Origin of the sequence: Spiroplasma endosymbiont of Danaus chrysippus (genome assembly GCF_902809815.1) — a bacterium.
Taxonomy (GTDB): domain Bacteria; phylum Bacillota_I; class Bacilli_A; order Mycoplasmatales; family VBWQ01; genus Spiroplasma_E.
Map to the genome: position 1 here is coordinate 270,139 of NZ_CADDIL010000001.1, position 12,661 is coordinate 282,799.

Annotated in this window: 18 protein-coding genes; all 18 read right to left on the minus strand. The window is 24.4% G+C overall.

Features of this window, described 5'->3' with window-relative positions; all coding sequences use genetic code 4:
• Positions 1 to 65 precede the first annotated feature (65 nt).
• Positions 66 to 1,760 carry an ATP-binding cassette domain-containing protein gene (locus SPIRDC1_RS01505; protein WP_174480214.1) on the minus strand — a complete coding sequence of 565 codons (1,695 nt, stop codon included), beginning with the start codon at positions 1,758 to 1,760 and terminating at the stop codon, positions 66 to 68.
• A gap of 2 nt (positions 1,761 to 1,762) precedes the next feature.
• Positions 1,763 to 2,881 (minus strand): hypothetical protein, encoded by a 1,119-nt coding sequence (locus tag SPIRDC1_RS01510; protein WP_174480215.1) that lies wholly within the window; start codon positions 2,879 to 2,881, stop codon positions 1,763 to 1,765.
• Between the two features lie 201 nt (positions 2,882 to 3,082).
• Positions 3,083 to 4,321, minus strand: a complete 1,239-nt coding sequence (locus SPIRDC1_RS01515) for an IS256 family transposase (RefSeq protein WP_174480216.1) — start codon at positions 4,319 to 4,321, stop codon at positions 3,083 to 3,085.
• Between the two features lie 405 nt (positions 4,322 to 4,726).
• A complete protein-coding gene (locus tag SPIRDC1_RS01520; RefSeq protein WP_174479968.1) occupies positions 4,727 to 5,722 on the minus strand; it encodes an IS3 family transposase in 996 nt (331 codons plus the stop codon).
• 58 nt (positions 5,723 to 5,780) lie between these two features.
• The coding region (locus SPIRDC1_RS01525; RefSeq protein WP_233214956.1) for a hypothetical protein at positions 5,781 to 5,984 on the minus strand (204 nt) is incomplete at its 5' end.
• Between the two features lie 129 nt (positions 5,985 to 6,113).
• Positions 6,114 to 6,269 carry a hypothetical protein gene (locus SPIRDC1_RS01530; protein ID WP_174480218.1) on the minus strand — a complete coding sequence of 52 codons (156 nt, stop codon included), beginning with the start codon at positions 6,267 to 6,269 and terminating at the stop codon, positions 6,114 to 6,116.
• A 262-nt stretch (positions 6,270 to 6,531) separates the two neighbouring features.
• Entirely contained in the window at positions 6,532 to 6,717 is a 186-nt protein-coding gene (locus SPIRDC1_RS01535; protein ID WP_174480219.1) for a hypothetical protein, read from the minus strand.
• Between the two features lie 17 nt (positions 6,718 to 6,734).
• Entirely contained in the window at positions 6,735 to 6,908 is a 174-nt protein-coding gene (locus tag SPIRDC1_RS01540; protein ID WP_174480220.1) for a hypothetical protein, read from the minus strand.
• 35 nt (positions 6,909 to 6,943) lie between these two features.
• The gene (locus SPIRDC1_RS01545) at positions 6,944 to 7,102 is read right to left on the minus strand and encodes a hypothetical protein (RefSeq protein ID WP_174480221.1); all 159 of its coding nucleotides are present in this window, start codon (positions 7,100 to 7,102) and stop codon (positions 6,944 to 6,946) included.
• Positions 7,103 to 7,118: 16 nt separating this feature from the next.
• A complete protein-coding gene (locus SPIRDC1_RS01550; protein WP_174480222.1) occupies positions 7,119 to 7,943 on the minus strand; it encodes a hypothetical protein in 825 nt (274 codons plus the stop codon).
• 11 nt (positions 7,944 to 7,954) lie between these two features.
• Positions 7,955 to 8,191 carry a hypothetical protein gene (locus tag SPIRDC1_RS01555; protein WP_174480108.1) on the minus strand — a complete coding sequence of 79 codons (237 nt, stop codon included), beginning with the start codon at positions 8,189 to 8,191 and terminating at the stop codon, positions 7,955 to 7,957.
• Positions 8,191 to 8,352, minus strand: coding sequence for a hypothetical protein (locus SPIRDC1_RS01560; RefSeq protein ID WP_174480223.1), 162 nt, complete (start codon positions 8,350 to 8,352; stop codon positions 8,191 to 8,193). The genes SPIRDC1_RS01555 and SPIRDC1_RS01560 overlap by 1 nt, the downstream gene beginning before the upstream one ends.
• Positions 8,353 to 8,355: 3 nt before the next feature.
• The gene (locus SPIRDC1_RS01565; RefSeq protein WP_174480224.1) at positions 8,356 to 8,649 is read right to left on the minus strand and encodes a hypothetical protein; all 294 of its coding nucleotides are present in this window, start codon (positions 8,647 to 8,649) and stop codon (positions 8,356 to 8,358) included.
• 2 nt (positions 8,650 to 8,651) lie between these two features.
• Entirely contained in the window at positions 8,652 to 9,095 is a 444-nt protein-coding gene (locus tag SPIRDC1_RS01570) for a hypothetical protein (RefSeq protein ID WP_174480225.1), read from the minus strand.
• Between the two features lie 2 nt (positions 9,096 to 9,097).
• Positions 9,098 to 9,247, minus strand: coding sequence for a hypothetical protein (locus tag SPIRDC1_RS01575; RefSeq protein ID WP_174480226.1), 150 nt, complete (start codon positions 9,245 to 9,247; stop codon positions 9,098 to 9,100).
• A 134-nt stretch (positions 9,248 to 9,381) separates the two neighbouring features.
• Positions 9,382 to 9,900 carry a hypothetical protein gene (locus SPIRDC1_RS01580; RefSeq protein ID WP_174480227.1) on the minus strand — a complete coding sequence of 173 codons (519 nt, stop codon included), beginning with the start codon at positions 9,898 to 9,900 and terminating at the stop codon, positions 9,382 to 9,384.
• Between the two features lie 2 nt (positions 9,901 to 9,902).
• Positions 9,903 to 10,154: a hypothetical protein gene (locus tag SPIRDC1_RS01585; protein WP_174480228.1), complete on the minus strand. Its 252-nt coding sequence runs from the start codon at positions 10,152 to 10,154 to the stop codon at positions 9,903 to 9,905.
• A 571-nt stretch (positions 10,155 to 10,725) separates the two neighbouring features.
• Positions 10,726 to 12,609 (minus strand): tRNA uridine-5-carboxymethylaminomethyl(34) synthesis enzyme MnmG, encoded by a 1,884-nt coding sequence (mnmG, locus tag SPIRDC1_RS01590; protein ID WP_174480229.1) that lies wholly within the window; start codon positions 12,607 to 12,609, stop codon positions 10,726 to 10,728.
• Between the last annotated feature and the right edge of the window lie 52 nt (positions 12,610 to 12,661).

Below are 12,661 nucleotides of genomic sequence, written 5' to 3' on the forward strand. Positions count from 1 at the left end.
GTTATTAGTAATAATAATGCACGCACTAATCAAAAATTTCATTTTTTAATATTTTCCAACATCTTTTAACCCAACCTTGACCTAATATTTTCCATTTTTTTATTAATTCAACTAGTAATTTTGACAAATGGTCTTTTCAAATAATTAATTGTTCTAATTATTTTTTTCTTTTTCAAACTTCACTTTGTTTGTGGTAATTGATACATTTTATCAGTTTTAACAATTATTTCATTTGTAATAGGATAATCATGTCATAGTGCTGGATTGTTCATTATTTCAACTTTAACATTTTTATTTTCCAATTTACAAACAAATTGTTTATGATAAATAACTGCTACTCGTTGACACAATAATTGTAATAAGTACGGATCAGTATCAATAATTAAAATGCTTGAGCCACTTTCGCGTAACTCTATTATCTTTTTAATAATTAATAATGAAGAATTTTCATCTAAATCAGAAAATGGATTAGATAAAATTAATAATTGTGGTTGCTCTTCAATACTTCTTGCTAATACAAATTTCTGCATTTCTCCTTTTGATAATTTATTAATTTTAATAAAAATATTATTATCGTTAAATATTTGATATTTTTTAATAATTTCTCGTACCTTTTTATTAACAACGGCTGTTTTGACAACTCCGGATTTAGTTACATATTTTTCTTTATTATAATTTCAAAAGGTAAAATTTTCAAATAAAGTGGCATCAGGAATTATAGCAGTATTACTATAATGTCCAGATATTCAATCAATTCCTAAATTACTAATTTCTTGCGGTTTAAAATAAGTTACTTCTTGTTCTTGAAAAAAAATGCGTCCTGTTTGCGTTTTAATCATACGTACTATACTTTCAAGTAAAACCTCGCTATAAAGGTTTTCATAATCATAAATACCATATATTTCACCAGGGCGAATTGCAAATTCAATTTTATGAAAATTTGAAATATTAGGTTTATTCAAAGAAAGATTATCAATATAAAGCATTGATACTGAATTTATCGATTTTGGCTTTTTATAATTAAAAATCTTACCTCAATAATTAGTTGTAAACAATTTAGTATTTTCTTCTAATTTCATTACTTTTGTTTTACCAATATTTAAGTTTTCAATTCAAGATACTCGGTTAGCAACCATTTTAGCAAATTCTTCATCTCTAGTTGTGAAAAGGACCGTTATTTCTTCATTACGAAATGTTTTAAAAATCATTCAAAACTCTACTTTTTGACTATCAGATAAACCAACAGTTGGTTCATCTAACAACAATATTTTAGGTTCTTTGAATAAAGCACGAAGTAAAGATAATTTTTTTAATTCTTCAATCGCAAGTGTTGATACTCTCTTATTTAAAGAGAGCTTAATTTTATATTTTTCCATTAAATTATTAATTTTAAATTCAGCTTCTTTTCAATTAGGAAAAATTTTGGCAATAGTTGGTTCATTACCGAGTATAATATTTTGTTTAACAGTAAGATTGTCTAAGAAAAAATCATCTTGACCAGCATAAGCCATTCTAAAATAAAGCATTTCACTAGGATCACGAGGAAAATAACACCCTTTTCTTAAACTATTAATAACAATTTTTCCTTTAGAAGGTTGTTCAAAACCAGCAAGCATTCTAATTAACGTTGATTTACCAACGCTATTATTACCAACAATGGCATGAATTTCTTGTGTTATTTCTAAATTAACATTTTCAAATATAACACGAGTATCATAATATTTACTAATTTTTTGTAACTTCAATATTGTTTTTTCCATAATTATATATCTCCATACTGATTAGTAAAATCAATGCTATTAACACCATAAGTTTTTATTTTACTTTCTGAAGCACTAGGTATAATTTTAAAATTAGGATTAATTTCTTCGTTAAATGTCTCATCAAAAATTTCCAAACCAGGCATAAAACCAAAAGCTAAATAATTAATATCATCATAAACATAGTCATTATTATTAATGACATTAGATCCAATAAAACTAATAGTTTTACTATAAGTTGGACGTGAAGATATTAACCTAGCAGTATAAGCAATAATACTGTTATATCAATAATTAGTATTAATAATAAAATTAACACCATGTGTTTTATATAATGATTGGGCAATCTGACCAACACAGGCAACACTATCAACACTATAAATACTACTTGTTACAAAACTATCATGAGGATTAGCATAAATAATTTTATATGTAATTTTTGGATTATCAATACCATTAATTATCTCAGCAAATTGATTCAAAATAGTTTGATCATAATCAATACCAATATTATTAATAATACCAATTCTAACTATCAATTTACCGTTGTCATCAACATCAAAGTTATATTTTTTATTTATTATTCCATCCTGAACATTTTGTTGAAAATGTTCAGCAATTTTACTGCCATAATTTAAATGGCTACTAGTTACGTTATCAGTATTATATCTAATATCATAAATATTATTAGTGACTTTGACTGTATCAGCAATAGTATTATTAAAAAAATAAAATTTAATATTCTGAAATTGTTGTAATACTCTAATTAAGTTTTTAGTAAAATAACTACTAGTTTCACTATGATGTGGAATATACTTTTGAAAACTAGGATTTAAAATATAAACTTTTTTGATATTATATGTAGATAAAAAGTTTCTCAACATTAATGCATAATAATTATCATCTTGAGAACTAAACAATGTTACTACATGATCTTTACCATAAAAAGTTTGTAACTTTTGATAAACAAGTCGGTCATAAATGTTTTGATTTTGTGCTTGTTGATAACTTGTTATTAATAAAACTGTTGGTTGTAAATTCCAAGTACAAGCATAAATAGTACTACTAATAGTAGTTATTGTTGGCAAAATTATAGTGAATAATAGAAAACGTCGAAACATAAAAACCACCTACTAATAATACTTATTTATAATTATACAAGAAATCTTAGTTTAATATCAAACAATCAATTTATTACAAATTAATTAAACAGTTTATTAAAAAATAATAAAGAATATAGATAAAAAGGATTTATGACAATTAATTTTATTAATAGTAATAGAGGCTTTTTAGTAATCTGTGTTTCTTTGTTTTACAAAGTACTAGTTCAGATTAATTCTGTCTTCAAATTTTATCATAAAATGAGCAATTGCTGTATTTCAATTTTGAATAGGCAATGTTCATTTTTTTGTGATATTTTCAATTGCTAAGTAAAAAATTTTAAAAACTGCCATATCATTAGGAAAAACTTTTTTATTTCTAATAACTTTTCGTAATTGGCTATTAACAGATTCAATAGCATTTGTAGTATAAATTACCCTTTTAATTTCTGCTGGATAACTAATAAAAACCATTAAATTTTCTCAATTTTTATATCAAGATTTAGCAATTTGTGGATATTGTTTATTTCATTTACTTTCAAATGATTCTAAAGCTTGCATTGCTTGTTCTTCACTACATGCTGTATAAATTGGCTTTAAATCGATAACTAGAGACTTTCGATGTTTGTATGAAACATATTTTAAGCTATTTCTAATTTGATGAACTATGCATAATTGATGTTCAGTTTTAGGATAAACTGATTGTATTGCCTCTGACATGCCTGTTAAATTATCACTACAAGCAATAAGAATATCATTTAAGCCTCGATTTTTCATTTCTGTAAAATTATTTAATCAGAATTTAGCACCTTCATTTTCACTAATTCATAAACCTAAAACATCTTTTTTACCTTCTAAATCAACTCCTAAAGCTATATAAACTGATTTGTTAATAATACGTTTATCCTGACGTACTTTAACTACGATACAATCAAAATAAATGATTGGATAAACACTATCTAATGGACGATTTTGCCATGCTTTGACATCATCAATGACATCATCAGTAATTTGACTAATTACGCTTTCGCTAATATCTGCGCCATCATATAACTCTTGCAACTGCATTCTAATATCTGATAAAGTCATACCTTTTGCATATAGTGAAAGAACTTGTTGATCAAAACCATCAAATCTTCTCTGTCTTTTTGTGATTATTACTGGTTCAAAATTACTATTACGATCTCTTGGTACATCAATTTCAATTTTACCTTGTTGAGTTATTAATTTTTTTGATGTTGTACCATTACGAACATTGTCATTATTACTGCGTTGATTTCTTTCGTGTCCTAAATAATTTTGCATCTCAGAATTCAACATTTTTTCTACCAATCGTTTAGTTAATTCTTTATATAAGCCTCCCTCTTTAAAAACTGTTGTTAAATCCTCAGTATTTTCTAATAATAAATCTACTGCTTTTGATATTCGATCATTGTTATTAAGATTATCTTTTTTAGCCATCTGTAACTTACTCTTTCTAGATATATAAATTATATTTACTAGAATTAATTAAACATAGTTATTTTTGTAAGTCACACAGATTACTAAACATTCCCTAGTAATATTTGGTTTGTTATTATTTTTCAAAGTTATTTTCTTTTGTTATTCCTAAAATGTAATGATGAGGAAATTTAATTTTATTTTTAGTCCCATTTACGTTCTTATTTATATCTTTTGCTAGATCATTTATTTGAAATTCTAATTTTTCAATAATTTTAAAAAACAAAAAAATAAATTATTTACTATTAACTTTAACTTATTTATATAAATTTTACATACTTTATATTTATTTGTTATTTTTCTTAAAATATTTATTTCTATAAGGTGGTTAGCCCTAAATACTGGACCACTTTTGGATAGACAGTTTTAAATTTTTATTTGTGAAATTGGTGGTTTTAGAAATTTAGAATGTATTCTTTCGTAATTATAAAACATAATATATTGGTTTACATCATTTATAGCTTCATTGAGAGAAAAATATTGATTTGAACCTTTAGGTAGTCATTCTTGAGATAAATGAGAAAATCAGTTTTCAGATATTACATTGCCACCAATATCATAAGGTTGTTTTTTGCTTAAAATTATTTGCTTATCAGCAGCTCAATTTGTGATGTCTTGACAATAAAATTCGTTGGCGTTATCTGAGTGTAAAATAACGTTTTTTACTTGGTTTCAAGAGAATTGTTGATTTATTTTTTCAAGTGCAGGAAGGATTAAATCTTGATAGGATTTGTTTGAACATGTATTATAGCTTACAATATTATTTGAATAAAAATCAATAATTACAAAAAGATATAATCAACCTTCTTTAGTATTTATTTGTTTAGTGTCCATTGATCAAATTTGATTTGAAGAGGTTGTACTTTTATAATCTTTGTTTACTTTATCCATTGTAGGTATTCACTTATTTGGATTTTTTTTGTTTTTAGGATAGTTATTTTTAGTTTGTTTTAATCCTTGAAGATTGTGATCTTTCATAATTTTTCGCATTTGTTTTGTTGATAATTCTAGATTTAAAATAATATGTTTGTATTGTTTTAATCATTCTTTAAATGCTGAAAAAATTCGTAAATAGCCATAAATTTGTCCTTTTCTTGTAAAATGAAATTCAAGTAAAAGTTGGCATAATTCTTGATATTTATGTGTACAATTACTAATTTGATTTTTTTCTTTTTTAATAGGGTTTTGTTTGTTTTTTACAAAATAATATGTTGATCGGTTTAGTTGAAGATGTTGGCAAAGATATCTAATTGAATATTGGTTTTTGCTATCATCAATAATTTGAATTTTTTGTTTGATATTTAACTTGTTAATTACTAATGCTATTTGTTTAATTTTATCCATTATTAAAAATCCTTTCATGTCAAAATTAGTGTTAATTGTATAACACGATTGTTTTTCGAATACATTCAAGTTTTTTTTAAATTAATGGTCTAGTAAAAAGGGCTAAGTAGCAAGTAGCAAGAGCATCAACATATGGTAATTCATATCTTTTGCTTTTATCATCCCAAGCAATAATTTTAACTTTTGGATCTTTTGGTTTTTTAACTATAAATTCAATATTTACTGAATCAACAATTTCAGTAGGAAAAAAGTTTGCCCATGGACTATTTGAAATTTTAAANTCATTGTTATTAAGATTATCTTTTTTAGCCATCTGTAACTCACTCTTTCTAGATATATAAATTATATTTACTAGAATTAATTAAACATAGTTATTTTTGTAAGTCACACAGATTACTAAACATTCCCATTAAATTATAACTAGACTTGAAATACGCCCTAAATAATTTTTCTTTTTATAATTAATTAAAAAATTTTCTTTATCATTTGCTTTATTATTAATAATTATTTGTTTATTGCCACCTGTATTAATTGTTTGTTTAAATATTGGTTGTTCTTTAATCATTTTTTAATAGTTTCTTCAATTTTTGAATTTTCTAGATTATTTGTTTTAAATTTTAAGTAATCATAAAATTCAGTTTTAACTTGATATTTTTTAAATATATTAATCATTTCTTTTTCTTTAATTTCTTGATTAAGTTTATTTAACTTATTTTCTGCTTCATTAACTTTATTTTCTATTTCTTGTTAAGCATTATTTTCATTTAAAGGTTCAGTTGTTTGTTGAACATTATTTTCATTTTCTAACATTTAACATTCTCCTAATCTTATCCCAATAATCAATCTTTAACTAATTGTGGCATTTCACTTATTAGTTTTTTATAATCATTAACAGCATTTTCTAATGTATTGATATCAGAAAATTTAAAACAATTATCAATATGTAAATCAAAATCTCTATCAATACTGATATCTTGTTTTCTATATTTTTCATTAAATTCAATTTTTGTCATATTATTTTTCTCCTTTATTAATTTTTTCGTTTAATTTTGCTAATTTTTTTTTGATGTTTTATAATTTTGTTATTTGCTCTAACATGTTTTGGAGTTGTGATAAATCTTTTTAATAAAACAATAATTTCTCTGCAAATTAATGTTCCAACACTTGTTCCAATAATTATTAATTCATGTAAAAATTCTTTCATTTGAATATTTTCCTTTCAATTTTTAATTTTTTTAATTATTCATCAAATTGCCCACCATTAATTCTTTCAATCATTGATTGTGAATTACTTATAATAGTTACTAATAAAGAAATTTCTTTATTTAATTGTTCCATCCTTTCTTTATGTGTTTTTATTTCGTGATTATAATATTCAATTAATTTTTCTTTATTCATAAATTACTCACCTCCTTTATAAACTCATGTGATTATCTCAATTTAGTGAAGCATTATCATGATTTAATGGTACTTCGCTCATATTATCACTACCATATTGACTAGTTGTTTCACTATTAATTGTGAATCTATTATCATTAATTAATCTTGCAGTTTCATTATTAAATGTTGTTTCTTGCATTTCTTCATTATGATGTGTGGTTTCCATAGGTAATAAATTATTGATAATTTCAGAAGCACCAGCAATTATGGTAGGTACTGCATAAGCATTATTAAAATCATTATTAATTACCATTGCTATACCACTTGATATTAAACATCCACCAGTTGCCATATTACAAATCTTTCTTATTGTTTCAAATTTATTAGGTATTAACTCAGTTAATCCACTAATAAGATTTGATATACCATAAGCATTTAAACTAATATATGTATCTCAATCCATTAATGACTGATTTTCTTGTTTATTTAATAGTAATCATGGAGGACCCTCAGTTGTAGTTGTAGTAGTTATTGGCATTTGTGTTGTTGGAATAATTGGAGTAATATTATTCTTTGTTCATTTACTATAATTTGCTAAACCAATTGTTCCTAAACCTAATAAGATTTTTTTAGAACTATTAATTAATTTAGTTTTAGTATTTGGTCTTTGATTTAAATTTCATATATCTAAACCTAATTTTTTACCAAATAATAAACTATTAATTGAACCTAATACTGGATTTACAATTACTTGACCATAATAAGCACTTGTACCAATCATTGCACAAATTGGGCTTATTCCAGTTCTAATTAATTTAGTTAAAGTATAATTTGATTGTGTATTTTCTATACTTGGCATTTTAATCTCCTTTAATTTTCTAATTTTTTAATTGTTACTTTAATTCAACCTTGATAAACATCATTATCACCAACTATTAATGCAACATTACTTTCTGGGTCAGAAACAATTATGTGTTTGGATTTAACATTTGGGTATTGTCTTAAAATAATTGCTCTAATATCATTACTTGTATGAATTGCTTTTGGAAATGGTGATAATATTTCAATTTCATCTTTATTTTCAAACAAAGTAGGTAATATAATCATTAATTATTCTCCTTATTTTTAATTTGATTAGCAATTTCACTTAATATTTTCAATACTTTATATTCATTTTTTAATTCTTTAATAATAAATATTAAAAATATTATTAGTGTTATACTTGTTATTAATATTGGTACTATTAATAAAATTTTTCATAATATCATTTTTTACTCTTTTCATTTTTTAAATCATTTAACATTAATTGAACAAAATGCGCGATTTTTAGGAATGTTTAAACTATTAAAGATTTCACCAGTTACTATAATTTCATCGTTTTTGTTTAATAAAATACAGCGTCTATAAAGTTTTGGGTTATTAAAAATTAAAGTAACATAGTTTAATCCATTTCATTGACCACAAACACTATAATATAATTCCTTATTACCTTTTTCGTAATATTTTGTTTCAATAGTGTTACTAATTTTTACTGTTAATTTGACATAATTTACTTTATCTTTCATTTTTATAATTTCCTTAAATAATTATCAAAAATTAATATTTTTTTATGATTTTTTAAATAATATTGAATATGCTTATAAGCATCTTGTTCATGTTTTGTTAATTTTATATTTCCTTTATAATTTGTTATTTTATTTTTATTTTTTGGTTGGTTTTCTAGATAATCTCAGTTAAAAACATCTTGTACTAATACCATTAATGAACCAATAATTTTAGGAGTTGCTAATGGATTAGTTAATAATTGTTTTGAACTTAAAAAGAAATTTTCTACAATAACTAATATTTTTTTATTAATAAATTTTTCTTTATACATATTTTTAGTTCATAAAACAGTTAATGTATTGAATGTTTCATTAAAAACAATATTATTAGTTTCATTTGAATATATAACAATTCCATTATTACCAATACCAGCGGGGTCAATTCCAATAATTAAGTCATATTGCATTATTAATCAAATTCTCCGTTTTTAATTCTTTTAATTAATTCATCAATACCTTTTATATTTGGGTCTCTATTTGAAGATAATAAAAATTGTTTTCCATTATAAGCATTTGCTCTATTATTAATTAAATATTTAATTAATTTTTCTTTATCCATATTTATACCTCCTACTTAACCTAATATTTAAAATGCAGTCATAACAAATCGCTTTACTATTTTTATCTCTTAAAAAATATTTTCTTGTTTTTATATCATTAGCATTAAAGAATAAATAATCTAATTTATTTTGTTTACATGTTCAACAAAAATACTTTTTCATTATGAGTTGAAATTTCCTTATAAGAAGTAACTATATAATTAATTGGTAAATCATCATGTTTATATGGATTATTTATTTTAAAACCTTTTCTGTTTTCTTCTCATGTAATGTTATATTTAAAACAAGGATTAGTAATTTTAGTTTTGTTATCTGTTATTTGACCCATAAATCAACTATTATGATGTTCATAAAATCTTAGTGGTTCAAGTTTTATATCATTAAGATAATATTCTTTTGGAGCAGTTGGTTTATTAATAGTTATTTTTTGTTCTTTAATATATGGTTCTAATAATTTTATTAATTCATTACCACTTAATTCTCTTTTAATATTTTCTAAATTAAAAACTCAATATGTATATTTATCATCAGCAATAAAACTATTATTTTTAACCATTCATTTTGGGCATTGTAATTTATATTCACCATAATCAATAAGAATAGATTGTGGTTTATCTTTAACAATTTGTTCTTTTTTAAATTCTATTTGCATAATTAATCACTTCTACATCAATCACAAACATATCCATATGGGTTTGTATAATCTAAATGTTCAGCAATATCATAATCATCTTCAAATTTTCTAATATCGTGTTGTTCTGATTCTAATTCTGTTTTAAAGTAATAAAGCATATTAATTTTGTCATCTTCATATAATTCATTACATTCAACACATCTTTTTCTTCTTTTTTTAATTTTTTTATCAATCTTTCTTAGTGCTTCATAATCAAGAATTTCTATTGTCATAATAATCCTTTCCTAAATATGTCCTGTTGCTTCCTAGCATAAAGGACATATATTTTTATTTTTAAATTATTAATACTACTTTTATTAGTTTTATTCATTCCACAAATCGTGGGCTCAAAAATAAATTTCAAAAAAAATAAAAAATAAAACCAACACTTGCTCACTTGATAGTGGCAAGGTTGGTTAAATAAAGAATAGAATTAATACAATAGGTCCCTACTACAACAGGTCTATATATACTAGTTTCCAATTCGCTCCCACCCCAAGAATTACCATTTCTGGTTAGTATATTTTATTAGGTATCACTCCACTTTTTATTTATCCATGCAAGTCCACATGCTAGCTACTATTTTTAACAACTGTATTGTAGTTCACTTTTTTAGTTCCCTAACACGTGTTGATAATAGCGTTAAAGAAGGTTATTAAAAATTTTAAAATTTTACAATTACAAAAAAAGACAAGATTTTTATTCTCGTCTTTTATAATTTATTTTTAATTCAAGGGTAAAAAAAAGAAAGGCGCTATTTTTAAAACTTTTTAGTTATCGACATCTTCGACACGCTCCCAATTTTTAAATATTTAAATTTGGATATTTGCGTTTTAAAAAAAATAATAAAACTTGAATATCAGCAGGACTAACACCAGAAATTCTTGTAGCATGACCAATTGTTAATGGTCTAACACGCTTTAATTTTTCTCTAGCTTCACCAGTAATACTTTCTACTAAATCATAATCAATATCACTAGGAATTTGTTTTTTTTCTAAACTATTAGTTTGTTGCGCCATTTTTAGTTGTTGATTAATATACCCTGAATATTTAATTGTAATTTCTAATTCCATTAATTCATGATATTGTAAGTCATTTATTAAAGGTAACTGTGAAGTAAACATTGATAATTTGACACCTGGGCGTTTTAATAATTCATAAGCAATAATATGATTATCGGGAATTGGACCTAAATTATTATTAATAATATACTTAGCAACTTCTGAATTGGGACTAACTTTAATAGTTTTTAATTTTTCAACAATATTGGACATTAATGTTTGTTGAATATTAAATTGTGATCAACGTTGTTCACTAACTAAGCCAACTTGATAACCATACTTAATTAATCTTGTTTGAGCATTATCATTTCGTAATAATAAACGATGTTCAGCTAAAGAAGTTAATAAACGATAAGGTTCAACTGTTCCTTTTGTTACTAAATCATCAATTAAAACTCCGATATATGCTTCATCACGCTTTAAAATTAATGGTTTTTCTTTTTTTATTTTTAAATGGGCATTAATTCCGGCTATTAAACCTTGACACGCTGCTTCTTCATAACCACTAGTACCATTAATTTGACCAGCACTAAATAAGTTTTTAATTAATTTAGTTTCCAATGTTGGTCATAATTGTGTTGGTTCAAAAGCATCATATTCAATAGCATATGCTCATTTTAATACTTCACAATTTTCTAAACCAGGTAACGTTCTCAACATTTTATCTTGCACATCAATTGGCAATGATGTTGAAAAACCTTGGACATAAATTGAATCCAAAGCAAGTGATTCTGGCTCTAAGAAAATTTGATGACGAGGCTTATCAGCAAAACGTACTACCTTATCCTCAATACTTGGACAATAACGTGGTCCAGTACCTTGTGCTTCACCATTATACATTGGTGATTTATCTAAATTATTATTAATAATGGTATGAGTTTTATCATTTGTATAAAGTAAATAACAAGGTAATTGTTTTGCTAATGGTAAAAAATTTTTAGTTTCATGTGAAAATGCTAAAGGTAAATCACTACCTAGTTCAATATTAGTTTTGTCAAAATCAATACTATTTTTTTTAATACGAGGTGGTGTTCCTGTTTTTAAACGTATCATATTAAAGCCTACAATTTTTAATTGTTCAGAAATACCATTACTTGTTCTTTGACCATCTGGTCCTTCTGATTTCTTATTATGACCTTGTAAAGTTAAAGCTGTCATATAAGTACCAGTAGTTAAAATCACAATTTCACTAGTAATTTTTTCGCCATTCTCTAAAATAACACCCTTAGCAGTGTTTTCTTCAATTATTAATGATTGTACCATAACTTCTAAAATTGTTAAATTTTCTTGTTTATTTATTGCATTTTGCATATATTGTGAATAAGCAATTTTATCAGATTGAGCACGAATAGCTCAAACTGCTGGACCACGTGAATGATTTAATAGTTTCATTTGCAAAGCAGTAGCATCTGCTGCTTTAGCCATTTCGCCACCAAGTGCATCAATTTCACGAACCACAACTCCTTTGGCGGGTCCACCAATAGAAGGATTACATGGCATTAATGCAATTTTAGTTTTATCAAGAGTAATAATAGCAGTTTTATGACCTGCTCGTGCAGAAGATAATGCCGCTTCAACACCAGCATGACCCGCACCAATTACAATAATTTCATAGTCATATTTCATTGATTTCACCTCCATTTCATAAAATATTACATATCAAAATTAATAAGATCAA